Below are 15480 nucleotides of genomic sequence, written 5' to 3' on the forward strand. Positions count from 1 at the left end.
ATCGAGCATTGGCACTGAGTGCCACCCCTTGGAGAAGTGGATTCGCTCAAGATCCGCTCATCTGAGCGCAACCCCTATCAGGGGTGGCGAGAATCACGCTGTCCGGAGGCCCCTGATGTCAGCATCCGGACCCCGATCCGGACGGTCGCGCGGCCGTCATACGCCGAGCGCGGCGAGCCGCTCCTCGGCCCGCCCCGGCGCGTACAGGTGCTCCACCACCAGCGCACCCGCCCCGACCAGGCCCGCACGCTCACCGAGCCGCGAGGTGACGATCTCCAGATGAGCGGTGGAGCGCGGCAGGGCCCGCTGATAGAGGAGTTCGCGTACGCCGGTGAGGAAGGGAGTTCCGGCCAGATCTCCGGCGATCATCAGAACCCCGGGGTTGAGCAGCGTGACGACGGTGGCGAGCACCTCGCCCACCCGGCGCCCCGCATCCCGTGCGAGCCCGACGGCCTCCGGGTGCCCGGCGTCCAGGAGCGCGCGCACATCTGAGCCGGACGCCGCGGGGACGCCCGCCGCGGTCAGCTGCTCGGCGACCGCGCGCCCGCTGGCCACGGCGGCCAGACATCCGTAGGACCCGCATTTGCACAGGGCGGCGGCACCCCGTGTCCCGTCCATGACCCGTATGTGGCCGATGTCCCCGGCGCCGCCGTCGATGCCCCGGTACACCGCGCCGCCGACGACGACGCCCGCGCCGATGCCGGTGGAGACCTTGACCAGGGCGAAGGCCGAGCACTCCCGGTAGGAGGCGCGCTGTTCTCCGTACGCCATGAGGTTGGCGTCGTTGTCGACGAGCACCGGGAGATCGGCGGGGCCGCTCGTGTGCTCGGCGAAGGCGCGGCTCAGGCGGCCTCTTATGTCGTACCCGTCCCAGCCCGGCATGATCGGCGGCTGGACGACGCGGCCCGTCTCGCTGTCGACGGGGCCCGGCACGGCGAGCCCGATGCCGCACACCGTGCCCGGGGCCCGCCCCGCCTTGCGCAGCAGCTCGGCGAAGCGGGCGCCGAGCTCACCCAAGACCGCGTCCGGGCCCTCCTCGATCGACAGCGGGCCCGCGTGCTCGGCGACCATCTCGCCGGTGAGGCTCAGCAGGGCGGTGCGGGCGTGCCGGGTCTCCAGGTCGGCGGCGAGCACCACGGCGTGGGCGTCGTCGAACTCCAGGCGGAGCGCGGGGCGCCCCCCGAGCGGTGACCCCCCAGGACCGCCCGCCCCCTCGCGCAGCCAGCCCGCCCGGAAGAGCCGGTCGAGGCGCTGGCCGACGGTGGCGCGGGAGAGTCCGGTGACCTGCTGGAGGGCGCCGCGTGTGGTGGCACGGCCGCTGCGCACCAGGTCGAGCAGGTCACCGGCGCCGGCGTGCGGTCCGCCCATGCGCCCTCCCGCAGCCTGCCCCATGTGCCCTCCCACCGACTGCCCCGCACGATCCTCACGAACCGATCCGTCCGGCATCCACTCTCCCCTTGCGCTCATCAACTCCACGTTACATATTGAGTTTTGCGTGTTAAGTAGACGTAACCCTATGGTGGATAACACCAAACTGACAGGGCGTCGAGCCCCTCGGGGAGATCCGCGTGGACCGCATGAACGTGGGCACAGCCCAGCTGACCGCCCGCCCCGTCACGCCGCCGTCGCTGCGCGAACGGGCCGCCGAAGTCCTCTGGGCCAACTGGACGGGCACGTCGACCGTCCCCTCCCGTGATCTGTATCCGCACCAGTGGTCCTGGGACTCCGCGTTCATCGCCATCGGGCTTCGCCATCTCTCCCCCTTACGGGCCCAGTTGGAGCTGGAGACGCTGCTGTGCGCCCAGTGGGGCGACGGCCGCGTACCGCACATCGTGTTCAACCCCGCCGTCCCCCTGGACGCCTACTTTCCCAGCCCCGACTTCTGGCGCTCCACGACGGCAGGCCGCACGGCAGGGGCGCCCGGTGCCGTGCACACCTCCGGCATCGTGCAGCCGCCGGTGCACGCGCTCTCCGCCTGGCTGGTGCACCGGGCCGACCCGGGCCTCTCCCGGGCCCGTTCCTTCCTGGCCCGCGTGCACCCGCGCCTCGCCGCCTGGCACGGCTATCTGCTCGGCAGCAGGGACGCGGGGGGCGCGGGGCTCGCCTCCGTCGTCCACCCCTGGGAACAGGGCATGGACAACAGCCCTTGCTGGGACGCCCCGTTGAGCCGGGTGGCCCCCGCGGACCCGGCCGCCTACCGGCGCGCGGACCTGGATCACGGGGCCGCGGAGGACCGGCCCACCGATCTCGACTACGGCAGATATGTGCGCCTGGCCGCCGACTACCGAGATGGCCGGTACGCGGACGGGGCGGGCGCATTCGCCGTCGAGGACCCGTCGTTCAACGCGCTGCTCATCTCATCCGAGTACGCACTGGCCCGTATCGAGGCCGAGTTGGGCCTGCCGGATGCGCCTGAAGAGCGCGCAGCCCGTGCCGACGCCCTGACCGGGGTCCTCGTGGAGCGGCTCTGGGACGCGGCGCAAGGCATGTTCTTCTGCCGCGACCAGCTCTCCGGGCAGCTGGTGCCGGAGCGCGGGGTCGGCGGTCTTGTCCCGCTGATCCTGCCCGCGCTGCCGCGTCCCGTGGCCGCCGCGCTCGTCCGCACCACGCACGGACCGCACTTCGGGCTCGGCGGCGCGGCCCGCCTCGTGCCGAGCTACGACCTCACCGGGAGCGCCTTCGACCCCCGTCGGTACTGGCGCGGGCCCGCGTGGTTCAACACCAACTGGCTGCTGGAGCGGGGACTTCGGCTGCACGGCGAGCGGGCGCGGGCGGACGGCTTGCGGCGCGCGTTGCTCGAAGTGGCCGGGGAGTCCGGGTTCGCCGAGTACGTGGACCCGTACACGGGGCGGGGCTGCGGTGCGCGCGGCTTCGGCTGGAGCGCCGCGCTCGCCCTGGACCTGCTGCTCGACGATCCCGCCGGGCGCGACGAGGGAGAGCTTCGAGGATGGACGAGGGAGGGGTTTGGGGATGACTGAGGGACATCAACTGCTCGTGCGGGGCGGTACGTTCGCCACCATCGGCGCAAGCGGCGACATCAGCGGCGTGCGAGGCAGCGGCACGGCTCCGGACGGGCTCTTCGTCCGTGACGCCCGGCATCTGAGCCGCTGGCAGCTCACGGTCGACGGGGCCGTCCCGGAGATCCTCACGCCGGTGTCGCAGGCCGACGCGGAGGCGGGCGCCGGGCGCTGCGTCCTGGTGCCGCGCGGCGGGCGCCAGGAGCCTCCCGCGTACACCGTCTTCCGTGAACAGGCCGTCACCGACGGTACGTTCGTCGAGCGCCTTCGGGTCACCAGCAATCGCGGGGTGCCGACGACCGTGCAGGTCGCGCTGACCGTCGACGCCGACTTCACCGACCAGTTCGAGCTGCGGGCCGACCACCGTACGTACGCGAAGACCGGCGCCGTCAGGTCGCGGCGGGTGATCGGCGGCGGCGACGAAGGGCCGATCCTGGGCATCGAGTTCGGCTACCGGCGGCGCGAGTGGCGCTCCTGTACGACGGTGACCGCCGAGCCCGCGCCGGACGCGGTCGAGGAGACCGGCACCGGTGCGCGGCGCCTCGTCTGGTCCCTCGACCTCGAAGCGCACGGCACGGCAGAGGTGGCACTGCGTGCCGCGGCGCGTCCGCACGACGCGCCGGAGCCGGAGGTGCCGGGCTCCCCCTCGGAGGCGGTGCGCCAACTCGCCGCCTCCGAGGCGGACTTCACATCCGGGGTGACGCTCCCCGGCGCCTGGCCGGAGCTTGCGGCCGCGTGCCGCCGTGGCCTCGCCGACCTCGCCGCGCTCCAGGTCCCCGCGTCGGGCCCGGACGGCGAGGCCCTGCGCGTCCCTGCGGCGGGCGTCCCCTGGTTCCTCACGCTGCTCGGCCGTGACGCCCTCCTGACCTCCCTCTTCGCGCTCCCCTATGTGCCGCGCCTGGCCGCGGCGACGCTGCCCGCGCTCGCCGCGACGCAGGCGACGGAGTCCACCGAGGGCACGGTCGCCCAGCCGGGCAAGATCGTGCACGAGGTGCGGCACGGGGAGCTCGCCCACTTCGGGCAGGTTCCGTACGGGCGCTACTACGGCTCGGTCGACGCGACCCCGCTCTTCCTCGTGCTGCTCGGCGCGTACACGGAACAGTCCGGCGACACCGCCTTGGCCCGCCGCCTGGAGCCGCACGCACGGGCCGCCGTCGGCTGGATCCTGGACCACGGCGGGCTCACCTCGCGCGGCTATCTCGTCTACCGCGCGGACGAGGGCGGCCTCGCCAACCAGAACTGGAAGGACTCCCCCGGCGCGATCTGCTCCGCCGACGGGAGCCGCGCCACGGGCCCGGTGATGGCGGCGGGCGCGCAGGGATACGCGTACGACGCCCTTGGCCGCACCGCCTGGCTGGCCCGCACCGTCTGGGACGACAAGGTGTACGCCGATCTGCTCACGCAGGCGGCCGCCGATCTGCGGGACCGCTTCCAGCGGGACTTCTGGATGCCGGGTCAGGGCTTCCCCGCGCTGGCCCTGGACGGCGACGGCAACCAGGTCGACGCGCTCGCGTCGGACGCGGGCCATCTGCTCTGGTCCGGCCTCCTGGACAAGGAGTACGGGGAGGCGGTCGGGCGCCGCCTCCTCGAACCGGACTTCTTCTCGGGCTGGGGCGTACGGACACTGGCTGCGGGCCAGGCGGCGTACCACCCGCTGTCGTACCACCGTGGTTCGGTGTGGCCGCACGACAACGCGCTGATCGCGCTCGGCCTCGCGCGCTACGGCCTGCACGACGAGGCGCGCGCGGTGGCACGCGCTCTCGTGGCGGCGGCGTCGACGGGCGGGGACCGGCTCCCGGAGGTCCTCGCGGGGTACGGGCGCGAGGCGTATCCGGGTCCTGTGCCGTACCCGCACGCCTGCGTACGGGAGTCCCGTTCGGCGGCGGCGCCGCTCGCGCTGCTCACCGCGGTGGGCGGGGCGTAGCGCTCCGCTGGAAGACCGGTACCAAATCCGCGGGCCGCATGTGGCTGGTCGCGCAGTTCCCCGCGCCCCTTCGGGGCACGGAACCTAGCCGCGCGGGAGCTCCTTGCCCAGGTGGGCCAGTGGGGAGAAGGCCATGTACAGCGGGGACAGCGCGAGGGCGACCGCGGTCATCAGGAGGCCTGTGCGCAGTCCCCACTCGCCCGCGAGCAGGCCGCCGAGCAGCGAGCCGAGCGGGGTCAGACCCATGCCGACGAAGTTGATCGTCGCGACGACCGCCGAGGACACGAGCACCATGCCGTGGCCGAACCTTCCCGGCAGCCGTGCGGCGAGGAGCGAGCCGACGACCGCGCCGGGACCCGTCGCCGCCAGGGCGAGGCCGACTTCGGCGCCCGACAGGTGCAACCCGCGCGGCAGGAAGAGCAGATAGACGGTCATCACGGCGGCGAAGGAGAACTGGAAGAGGGCGGATGCGATGCCCACCGCCCACAACGAGCCGTCACCGACGACCAGTTGGAGCCCTTCGCGGATCTGCCGCCAGATGCGAGGGGGCCGCTCGGCCTGCCGGCCCTCCCGGCCCTCCCGGTCCGGCATCGGCTCATGGCGGCGGATCCGCCGGATCGAGAGGAAGGACAGCAGGAAGAAGAACGCGCCCGCCACCGCGGCGACCGGTGCCGAAAGGAGCGTCACCAGCGCACCGCCGAGCGCCGGACCGCCGATCCGCGCGGCGGATCTGCTGCCCTCAAGTGCGCTGTTGCCCAGCATCAGTTGATCGCGTCGTACGAGCCGTACGAGAGAGGCCTGGTAGGCCACATCGAAGAACACGCCGAGCGCACCGACGACGAAGGCGACGACGAGCAGCGCCGGAACGCCGAGCACGCCGAAGAGGTACGCGACGGGAAGCGCGGCCAGGGCGACGGCGCGGGCGAGGTCCGCGGACACCATCACCGTGCGGGACCGTCGGCGGTCCACCCATGCGCCCGCGAGGAGCGAGAGCAGCAGGATCGGCGCCTGTTCGACGGCGCGCAGGACACCGAGCTGTCCCGGGCCCGCGTCCAGGGCGAGGACGGCGATGAGCGGCAGGATCACCTGGCCGGACTGTTCACCGAGCTGGGAGGCGGTCTGGCCCGCCCAGAGGCGGCGGAAATCACGGTCGCGCCACAGGCTGGAGATGTATGCCGACGAGGGCGTGGTGAAGGGATCGGACGGCAACGAGGGCCCCTTGAGGTGCTGATGGCGGCGCGCCCGTGGCCCGGTGCGCGCGGGCGCACGGGGCGGGACGGGGCGTGGAAAGGTTCGCCGTGCCGCAGCTCAAGGGCAGCACGCGATGACAGGTCGGTCGTGGCCTACGAAGTCAACGCGCGCTCGGGTGACCGGGCATCTCAGCTCCTGGGAGGGTCGGTTGCCGGGGCCAGGCTAAGGGATTCTGCCGTGCGGTACCACGGCCCGTCAGCGGCACGGGGCTGTGACATGTGCGGCTCCGCCGCGTGGGCTCGACCAGCCACGGACGGCCCGCAGATTCCGCACAGGTCTTCCAGCGGAGCGTCTGGCCGCCGATCGACCGGCCCGGCAGGGATTTACGCGGCGGCCTCCGGCTCCGGAAGCGCCATCAGCTCCCGCCGGTAACTCCCCGCAAGTGCCGCCGCCTTGGGCCCGCCGAGTGCGGCGATGCCGATCAGCCGCTCGTCCCGGTAGTAGCCGTAGAGCACATCGCTGTCGTACGACTCCGGGTCTCCCTTGAGGAGTTGGGACCGTTCGGCGAGCCCCGGCTGGCCGAACGACTGGATGCGCATCGCGAACTGGTCGCTCCAGAACGACGGCAGCGGCGCGAACGGCCCCAGGCCGTGCTCCCCGCCGGTGAGCCCCGCGACCAGGACGCGGGCCGCGTGCTTCGCGCTGTCGGAGGGGATCGACCAGTGCTCCACGCGCCGCGCGACCGGCCCGTACCGGGGGTTGGGGAAGCGCGCCACGTCCCCGACGGCCACCGCGTGCGGCAGGCCGCCGATGCGCAGATGCTCGTCGCAGAGGATGCCGTCGCCGAGGTCGATCCCCTCGGTGGCACCCAGCCACTCCGCGTTGGGCAGTGATCCGACGGCCTCGACCAGGACGTCGGCGACGCACGCCGTCCCGTCGTCCAACACCACGTACCCTTCCGCTAGTTCGGCGACCAGGCGGCCCATGCGGAAGCACACCCCGTGCGCCTCGTGCCGCCGCCGCAGTACGCGTGCCAGGCCCTCGCCGAGCGCCAGGATCATCGGCTCGGCCTCCGGCGCGACGACCGTCACCTCGCAGCCGGCCCTGCGGGCGGTGGCGGCCACCTCGCAGCCGATGAAACCGGAGCCGATCACCAACACCCGTACCCCTTCGTCGAGTTCGGTCCGCAGCCCCGCCGAGTCCTCCAGGGTGCGCACGACATGCCGGGGCGGTCCCCCGGTCAGTGGGAGCCTGCGTGGCCGCACCCCCGTGGCGGCCACCAGACCCTCGTACGCATGCGTCGCACCGTCGGCCAGGGTGAGTGTGCGCGCGGCCAGATCGGCGGAGACGACCGCCGTGCCGAGCCGCCACTCGACGTCCTGGACGCTGGGGCGGTGACGCAGCGCCGTGACGGTCGCGGGGGCATCCCCCGCGAGGACCTCTTTGGACAACGGAGGCCGGTTGTACGGGAGATGGGGCTCGGCCCCGTACACGGTGATCGCCCCCTGCCAGCCCGCCGCGCGCAGTTGTTCCGCCGCGCGCAGGCCGCCGAGCGACGCGCCGACGACGGCGATTTGGGCCGGGGCCACGGCGGGTCAGCCCTCGACCCGGATGGCCTGCAGCGGGCAGACGTCGGCGGCGTCCTCGGCGTCGGCGCGCAGCGAGTCGTCGGGCGTGGCGACGTAGGAGAGACGGCCGTCGTCGTCGAGCGTGAAGACGTCCGGCGCGGCGAAGACGCACTGCCCGTGGTCCTGGCAGACGTTCATGTCGACAGTGATCCTGAGCATCTCAACTCCCTTCTGTACGTGCCTCTGTACGTGGATGGATCAGCGTGGGTGGATCAGCGGCGCGGCGGCCGGACACCCCGGAACTCCCAGTCGCCGCCGAAGGCCGTCGAGACGACCTCCTCGGACTCGGTGGGCTGGGCGCCGACGTCGGAGCGGATCGCCGTCGGCCCGGTGACGATGCGGTTCATGAGCCTGCCGAGGCCTTCGGCCTCCACCTCGACGACGTCGCCCGGCGCGACGGGCCGGGAGTTGGCGGGGGTTCCGGACAGGAGCACGTCGCCGGGCTCCAGCGTGATCGTGCGGGCGATGTCGGCGACGAGATAGTGCATGTCCCACTCCATCTCGTCCGTCGAACCGTCCTGCACGAGCCACCCGTTGACGTATGTCCGCAGGTATTTGCCGTGGAAGTCCCAGCCGGTGACGAGTCCGGGGCCGAGCGGGCAGAGCGTGTCGGAGCCCTTGACGCGGAGCATCGAGCCGGCGTCGGTGTCGCGGAAGTCGTGCAGGCCGTAGTCGTTGGCGACGGTGTATCCGGCGATGTACGCGCCCGCGTCGGCGGGGGCGACGTTGCGGCACGTACGGCCGATGACGATGCCGATCTCGCCCTCGTAGTTGAGGTACTTGCAGCCGTCGGGGCGGACCACCGCACCACCGTGGGAGTTGAGGGCGGAGATGGGCTTGTGGAAGAAGGTGGGAGCGGGTGGAAGCCCGATCCCGAACTCCTCGACTCTGCTGCGGTGGTTGAGGTGCACGGCGATGACCTTGGAGGGGCGCACGGGAGGCAGGTGGTGCGCCTCGGCCGCCTTGACGCGGCGGCCGTCGGCGGCGACCAGTTCATCACCGTCGCGCACGACCTGGACGGCGGCTCCGTCGAGGAGGATCCGGCGGTACTCGGTGGTGATGGTGGTGGTGTTGGTGTTGTCCGTCATGCGCTGACCTCGGCCTCCGTGTCAGGGACGGCACTCTGCGTGTCCCGTGCGGCGGTCCAGCCCCCGGCGGGGCGGTCGAACCACAAGTGCATCTGTCCGGTGCCGACCGAGTTCTCGTACGCGCTGTAGGCGCGCCCGGCGGCGGAGCACCGCTCTTCTCCGAGAGCACCGATCATCATCAGGTAGTGGCCGAAGCGCGCCTCGGGCTTGTGGGTGAGGAACTCCGGCATCGTGCGCAGGACTTGCGCGTGGTCGCCGCGCTCCAGCCATGCGATGCGCAGCTCGTCGGCGGTCCGCGCCTCGGGCGTACGGATGTGGCTGAGCCCGCTCGACTCGTGGGCGCGCAGCTGTCGCAGCGGCCAGAAGGTGTGCGAGAGAGCCCCGGAGGCGATGAGGAGCACCTTGCGGCCCGGCAGCGCGGCGATACCGTCGGCGAGCGCGCGGCCGAGCCGCAGATGATCCTCGGTGTCTCCGGTCTGACAGACCCCGATCGAGACCCATTTCCTGGCGGGGAGGCCTTCGCCCAGGTACTTCCAGAGATTGATGGTGGCGTAGTACACGGGCAGGTACGGGTCGTCGATCGGGGTGATCCAGGTGCCGTGCCGCTCGGCGAACTCGGCGACGGAGTAGGCGAGTTCGGGGTCTCCGGGATAGTCGTACGGCATGCGGCTCATGCCGCGCGGCAGTTCCTCGGAGGTGTAGAGCCCGGCACGCCGGTGCTGTGCCGAGACGACGAACTCGACGGTGGTCGCCCAGTGCGAGTCGAGCACCACGACGGTGTCGTACGCGAGCGTCTCGAAGACCTCTTCGCGCAGCCTCCGCAGGCCGGGGACGAGGCTGATCTCGCGGCCTTCGTTGAGCTCTTTACGGGTCTCCTCGGGGAGCACGATGGTCGGCACGTGGGCGAGCAGGCCCGCCCCGACGATCTCACCCATGCTGTCGCCAGCCCTTCGGTGCGGTGACGGTGTTCTTCAGGTCGCAGTAGAAGTCGAAGGACCAGTCGCCGCCCTCGCGCCCGATGCCGGACCGGCGGGAGCCGCCGAAGGGTGCGGAGAGGTCGCGTACGAAGAAGCAGTTGACCCAGACCGTTCCGGCGACGAGCCGTGCGGCGACCCGGTCGGCGCGGTCGTGGTCGCCGGTGGCGAGGGTGGCGGCGAGGCCGAAGCGGGTGCCGTTGGCGAGGCGCACGGCCGTGTCCTCGTCGCCGTCGGGGAAGGTCTGGAGAGTGAGGACGGGCCCGAAGACCTCTTCCTGGACGATCTCGGAGTCCTGGGCGACGTCGGTGAGCAGGGTGGGCAGGTAGTAGCTCCCGCCGAGCCGCCCGCTCAGTGCCTCGTTGCGGCCGCCGCCGACGACGGCTTTGGCGCCCGCGTCCAGGGCGCGCCGCACGAATCCGTCGACGCGCTCGATGTGCCGGGGCTCGATATTGGGCCCGAGATCAGTGCTCTCGTCGCGCGGATCTCCCTGGGTCAACTTCGTTACCCGGTCAAGAAAGAGACCGAGGAAGGCATCGCGTACGGATTCCTCGACCAGGATGCGTGTGGCGGCCAGGCAGACCTGTCCCGCGTTGTCGAACTGCTCGACGGCGAGCTCGGCGGCCAGCTCCAGATCGGCGTCGGCGAAGACGAGCAGCGGCGATTTGCCGCCGAGTTCGAAGCTGCACGGCACGAGGTGCGCGGCGGCCGTCTCGGCGATGCGCCGCGCGGTGGGCACGGACCCGGTGAAGCTGATCCGGCGCACGTCCGGGTCGGCGACCAGGGGCTCGCCCGCCTCCGCGCCGTACCCCTGCACGACATTGAAGACCCCGGCCGGAAGACCGGCCTCGTGCGCGATGTCCGCGAGGAGCGAGGCGGTCAGCGGGGTCCACTCGGCGGGCTTGAGCACGACGGTGTTCCCGGCGGCGAGCGCGGGCGCGACCTTCCAACTGGCCAGCATCAACGGGGCGTTCCACGGCGTGATGAGGACGGCGGGGCCCGCCGGATCCCAGCTCACGTGATTGACGTGCCCCCTGGTGTCGAAGTCGTCGTGGGCGAGGGCGAGCAGGCGGTCGGCGAAGTAGCGGAGGTTGTGGGCGACGCGGGGCATGACGCCGCGGCGGTGCGAGCGCAGCAGGGCGCCGTTGTCGGTGGTCTCGACGATCGCGAGGTCCTCGATGCGGGCCTCGACCCCGTCGGCGACGGCGTGCAGGAGCCGGGCCCGTTCGGCGGGCGGGGTGGCGGCCCAGCCGGGAAAGGCGGCGCGGGCGGCGGCCACGGCGGCCCGCGCCTCGGCGGCGCCGCCGCGGGCGATCTCGGCGAGCGGCGCACCGTCGATCGGCGATCGGTCGGTGAAGGTGGCGGCGGAGGCGACGCGTTCGCCGCCGATCCAGTGGCGGGTGTCGACGGGAACGCCTGCGACGGTCGCGAGGGGCGTGACGGTCGCGGTGTGCGGGGTGCGCGGGGCGTACGGGGTGCGCGGGGCGTCGGCCGGTGGTCCGGGAGCGGGGGGAGCCATGGCATCCTCCAGTTCGCCAGTTCGTTTGAACCCAAACAACATTATGAGTGCGGGGTCGCCCGGGTCAACCCCTCGATGGGGGCGCAGTGTTGGACTACCGTTTGAGACCAAACGACACCACCCCGCGTGTGGCGGCGCACCCAGCCGAGTACGCCGCCACAGACGCCCCACAGACCCCTCCGCGCACGCCACGCACCACGTAACCACGTACCCCCACACCAACACCCCCGGAGGCCCCCATGCCGGACGACGCCCTGTCCACCAGCAGCCACCAGGACTGGATGCGGCGGGCCGACGCGCTCATCCCCGTCCTGCCCACCCGGCACCGCGTCGCGGGCGCCGAAGCGGACGGTTCGGGCGGCGCGTTCCCCGTCGTCTCACCCCGCGACGGCCGCACCCTCGCCCTGGTCGCCGACGCGGGCGAGAAGGAGGTGGACCTCGCGGTCGCCGCCGCCCGCCGGGCCTTCGACACCGGACCGTGGCCGCGCCTCTCCCCCGCCGACCGGGGCCGGACCCTGCTGCGGATCGCCGCTCTCATCGAAGAGCACCGCTCCACTCTCGCCCTCACGGTCACCCTGGAGAACGGCAAACCGATCTCCGAGTCGTACGCGATCGAACTGCGCGCCCTGGCGAACACCTTCCGCTGGTACGGCCAGCTCGCCGACAAGCTGACCGACACATCCCCGCACACGGACCCCGACGCCCTCGCGCTCGTCACACGGGAACCCTCCGGCGTGGTCGGCGCGGTGGTCCCCTGGAACTTCCCGCTCACGCTCGCGGCCTGGAAGGTGGCCCCGGCGCTCGCGGCGGGCTGCACGGTGGTCCTCAAACCCTCCGAACTCACGCCCCTGTCCGCCCTGTTGCTCGGCAGGATCGCCGACGAAGCGGGCCTGCCGCCCGGCGCCCTGAACGTCGTCGCGGGCGACGGGCCGACCGCGGGCCGCGCGCTCGGCCGCCACCCGGACGTGGACGTCGTCGCGTTCACCGGCTCCACGGCGGTGGGCCGCCACTTCCTCCACTACGCGGCCGACTCCAACCTCAAGCGGGTCTGGCTGGAGCTGGGCGGCAAGTCTCCCAACATCGTCCTGCCCGACGCCCCCGACCTGGCTGCGGCAGCGGCCACCGCGGCCTGGGGCATCTTCTTCAACCAGGGCGAGATGTGCACGGCGCCCTCGCGGCTCCTTGTGCACGAGTCGGTGGCGGAGGAGGTGACGGCGGCGGTCGTCGAGCGGGCCGGGACGCTGCGGGTCGGCGATCCCCTGGACCCGGCAACGGAGATGGGGGCGCTGGCCGGGACGGCGCGAGTGGAGTCCGTACTGCAGCACGTACGCCGGGGCGCGGAGGCCGGCGCCCGGCTGCGCGCCGGGGGCACCCGGCTCGAAGTCGTCCCCGGCGGCAGCTACTTCTCCCCCACCGTCTTCGACCAGGTCACCCCGCGGATGCCCCTGGCCCGCGAGGAGATCTTCGGCCCGGTCCTCGCCGTCCTCACTTTCGGCTCGCTGGACGAGGCGATCGCGCTCGCCAACGACACCCAGTACGGGCTCGCGGCCGGACTCTGGACCTCGGACCTGTCGACGGCACACACCGTGGCGCGCCGGCTGCGGGCGGGCACGGTGTGGGTCAACTGCTACGAGGAGGGCGATGTGACGGTGCCGTTCGGCGGCTACAAGCAGTCGGGGAACGGGCGTGACAAGTCGCTGCACGCGCTGGAGAAGTACACGGAGCTGAAGACGACGTGGATCCAGCTTTGATGCACCGTGGCGCGCCGGGCGACCTGAGCCCCGCTGAAGCGCGCCGGGCGACCCGAGCCCCACTAAGGAGCACCGGGCGGCCTGAACCCCCGCTGAGGAGCGCCGGGCCACCTGCCCCGCGCCGCCCCCGGCGGATCACTCCTTGGCCCGCCGCCCACTCCTGCGCGGCGCAGGCTCGGCCCCATCCAGCAACTCGACCCTCCGCTCCTCCCCCTTCTCCTCCGTCTGCACAACAATCTTCCGCAGCAGATCCGCCAGCGTCCGGCACTCCGCGTCCGTCAGCCCCTCGGTGACGAACACCTCTTCCCCGTTGAAGGCGGGGAACACCTTCTCCATCAGCCGCTCCCCCTCCCCGGTGAGCCGCAGCAGTGCGAGCCGCCCGTCGTCCGGGTGGCCCCGCCGCTCAAGCAGCCCCCGCCCGGCCAGCGTCCGAGCGACCCCGGTCAGTGTCCCCTTGGAGATCCCGGCCTCCTCCGCGACGTGACGGGTCTCCATCTCCCCCCAGATCCAGACCACATACAGCACCACGAACGACGTCCACGTCAGCTCGGCGCCCCGCAGCACGGAGTTCTCGAAGTGCTGGCGAACGGCCGCCGCCGCGCGGTAGATGTTCGAGACGGCGGCCATCTGCTCGTACTTGACGGGCGTGCCACCGAGCTTGGCCCGGACCGCCTTCTCGGTCTCGCGGATGGAGCGGTAGCCCGTCACGTGCGTGTCCCCTCGTTCTCGTGTGCCCGGCCGTCGTTCGTGTGGTTCCGGCCGGCGGGCCCAGTCTCCCAAGACCTTGCCGGGGCGCATACGCGTCCGTACCATCAGCGCCACTCGAATTTCGTACGGGCTCAAACGATAACGCGTTTCCGGCGGAAACGCCCTCCCCTCCCCGGAGTCCCGGTATGACCATCGATCAGCACGGCGTGCCGTCCCCCGCGCCGCCCCTCTCCTCCGCGACCGCACCCCGCCGCCGCCCCATCGGCGTGACCGGCATCGTCTTCTTCGTCGTCGCGGCATCGGCCCCGCTCACCGTGGCCGCGGGTGGCATACCGCAGTCCCTCGGCGTCACGGGGATCCTCGGCATACCGTTCCTCTACCTCCTCATCGGCGTCGTCCTCGCGCTCTTCAGCGCGGGATACGCGGCGATGAGCCGCCACATCACGGGGGCCGGGGCGTTCTACGCGTACACCGCGCAGGGACTCGGCCGCACCGCCGGTGTAGGTGCGGCGTTCGTCGCGCTGCTCGCGTACAACGCCATGCAGATCGGCATCGCGGGCCTCTTCGGCGCGACGACGGCGCAGTTCATCGAGTCCAAGACAGGTGCGGTCATCCCCTGGTGGGCGCTGGTCCTCGCGTGCACGGCGGTCGTCGGGGCGCTCGGGTACCGGCGCGTGGACCTGGGCGTAAAGGTGCTCGCCGTACTGCTCGTGCTCGAGTTCGGCACCGTACTCGTCTTCGACATCGGGCAGTTCGCCGACGCCCCCGATGGCATCTCGACCACGCCCCTCACCTGGGGCGCCGCCACCGACGGCTCGCTCGGGGTCGCGCTGTGCTGCGTGTTCGCCGCGTACATGGGCTTCGAGTCGGCGGCGCTCTACAGCGAGGAGTGCCGAGATCCGCGCCGGACGGTGGCGCGCGCGACGTACATCGCGGTCGGCCTCATCGGTGTCTTCTACGCGGTCACGGCGTGGGCGATGATCAGCGGCGCGGGCACGGGGCAGGCGACGAAGGTCGCGGCCGAACAGGGGCCGGAGATGCTGTTCTTCCTCTCCGACCGGAGCGACGGCCTGGGCACCACCTTCTCCGACTTCGCCCAGCTCTTCCTCATCACCAGCCTGCTGGCCGCGCTCCTCTCCTTCCACAACGCCGTTGCCCGGTACGTCCGTTCGCTCGGACGCGAGGGTGTGCTGCCGCGCGGGCTCGGCGCGCTGCATCCGCGACATGGGTCGCCGCACCGGGGCTCGCTGCTCCAGACGACACTCACCGTCATCGTCATCGGGGTCTTCGCGCTGGCGGGGCGCGACCCGGTGGCGGACGTCTTCACCTGGCTCACCAACCTCAGCGCGCTGGGCGTGATCCTGCTCCTGCTCGCCACGTCGGCCGCGGTGGTCGGCTACTTCGCCCGCCGCCGCGAGGTGAGCGAGCCACTGTGGCACCGACTGATCGCCCCGGTCCTGTCGGGCGTCGCGCTCACCGTCATCTTCTGGCTCGCGATCACCAACTTCAGTGTGCAGCTGGGGGTTTCACCCGACAACCCGCTGCGGTGGATCCTGCCGTGCCTGATTCTCATCGCGGCAGCGGCGGGGATCGCGTGGGGTCTGTGGCTGCGGAAGTTCCGCCGAAGGACGTACGAGGGGATCGGGGCGGCGGCCCCTGCCGGGGAGTAGCACTGCGCCT

At 72.2% G+C, this 15480-nt stretch carries 12 protein-coding genes; 4 read left to right on the forward strand and 8 right to left on the reverse strand.

Going from position 1 to position 15480, the window contains the following annotated elements; all coding sequences use genetic code 11:
- Positions 1 to 156 precede the first annotated feature (156 nt).
- Positions 157 to 1368, reverse strand: a complete 1212-nt coding sequence (locus AB0O76_RS04050; protein ID WP_365485145.1) for an ROK family protein — start codon at positions 1366 to 1368, stop codon at positions 157 to 159.
- Between the two features lie 209 nt (positions 1369 to 1577).
- Here AB0O76_RS04050 and AB0O76_RS04055 point away from each other — a divergent pair, with 209 nt between their 5' ends.
- Positions 1578 to 2978, forward strand: a complete 1401-nt coding sequence (locus AB0O76_RS04055; RefSeq protein WP_365485558.1) for a hypothetical protein — start codon at positions 1578 to 1580, stop codon at positions 2976 to 2978.
- Entirely contained in the window at positions 2971 to 4941 is a 1971-nt protein-coding gene (locus AB0O76_RS04060) for a glycogen debranching N-terminal domain-containing protein (RefSeq protein WP_365485148.1), read from the forward strand. Before AB0O76_RS04055 ends, AB0O76_RS04060 begins: the two co-directional genes overlap by 8 nt.
- An 84-nt stretch (positions 4942 to 5025) precedes the next feature.
- Here the strand turns inward: AB0O76_RS04060 and AB0O76_RS04065 are convergent, their stop codons facing one another.
- The 6 genes from AB0O76_RS04065 to AB0O76_RS04090 all read right to left on the reverse strand — a co-directional run bounded on the left by AB0O76_RS04065 (position 5026) and on the right by AB0O76_RS04090 (position 11341).
- Complete coding sequence (locus AB0O76_RS04065; RefSeq protein ID WP_365485151.1) at positions 5026 to 6150, reverse strand: MFS transporter; 1125 nt, start codon at positions 6148 to 6150, stop codon at positions 5026 to 5028.
- A gap of 365 nt (positions 6151 to 6515) precedes the next feature.
- Positions 6516 to 7721, reverse strand: coding sequence for an FAD/NAD(P)-binding oxidoreductase (locus AB0O76_RS04070; RefSeq protein ID WP_365485153.1), 1206 nt, complete (start codon positions 7719 to 7721; stop codon positions 6516 to 6518).
- 6 nt (positions 7722 to 7727) lie between these two features.
- Positions 7728 to 7919 (reverse strand): ferredoxin, encoded by a 192-nt coding sequence (locus AB0O76_RS04075; protein ID WP_365485156.1) that lies wholly within the window; start codon positions 7917 to 7919, stop codon positions 7728 to 7730.
- A gap of 53 nt (positions 7920 to 7972) precedes the next feature.
- A complete protein-coding gene (locus tag AB0O76_RS04080) occupies positions 7973 to 8848 on the reverse strand; it encodes a fumarylacetoacetate hydrolase family protein (RefSeq protein WP_365485159.1) in 876 nt (291 codons plus the stop codon).
- A complete protein-coding gene (locus AB0O76_RS04085; protein ID WP_365485162.1) occupies positions 8845 to 9783 on the reverse strand; it encodes a catechol 1,2-dioxygenase in 939 nt (312 codons plus the stop codon). Before AB0O76_RS04085 ends, AB0O76_RS04080 begins: the two co-directional genes overlap by 4 nt.
- Positions 9776 to 11341, reverse strand: a complete 1566-nt coding sequence (locus AB0O76_RS04090; protein WP_365485164.1) for an aldehyde dehydrogenase — start codon at positions 11339 to 11341, stop codon at positions 9776 to 9778. Before AB0O76_RS04090 ends, AB0O76_RS04085 begins: the two co-directional genes overlap by 8 nt.
- Positions 11342 to 11580: 239 nt before the next feature.
- On the opposite strand from AB0O76_RS04090, the gene AB0O76_RS04095 reads away from it, so the two are divergent.
- Positions 11581 to 13092 (forward strand): aldehyde dehydrogenase, encoded by a 1512-nt coding sequence (locus tag AB0O76_RS04095; RefSeq protein ID WP_365485167.1) that lies wholly within the window; start codon positions 11581 to 11583, stop codon positions 13090 to 13092.
- Between the two features lie 135 nt (positions 13093 to 13227).
- Here the strand turns inward: AB0O76_RS04095 and AB0O76_RS04100 are convergent, their stop codons facing one another.
- Entirely contained in the window at positions 13228 to 13800 is a 573-nt protein-coding gene (locus tag AB0O76_RS04100; RefSeq protein WP_365485170.1) for a MarR family winged helix-turn-helix transcriptional regulator, read from the reverse strand.
- Between the two features lie 185 nt (positions 13801 to 13985).
- Here AB0O76_RS04100 and AB0O76_RS04105 point away from each other — a divergent pair, with 185 nt between their 5' ends.
- Positions 13986 to 15470: an APC family permease gene (locus AB0O76_RS04105; protein WP_365485173.1), complete on the forward strand. Its 1485-nt coding sequence runs from the start codon at positions 13986 to 13988 to the stop codon at positions 15468 to 15470.
- Positions 15471 to 15480 lie beyond the last annotated feature (10 nt).

The sequence above is a fragment of the Streptomyces sp. NPDC086554 genome (assembly GCF_040686095.1).
Classification (GTDB): domain Bacteria; phylum Actinomycetota; class Actinomycetes; order Streptomycetales; family Streptomycetaceae; genus Streptomyces.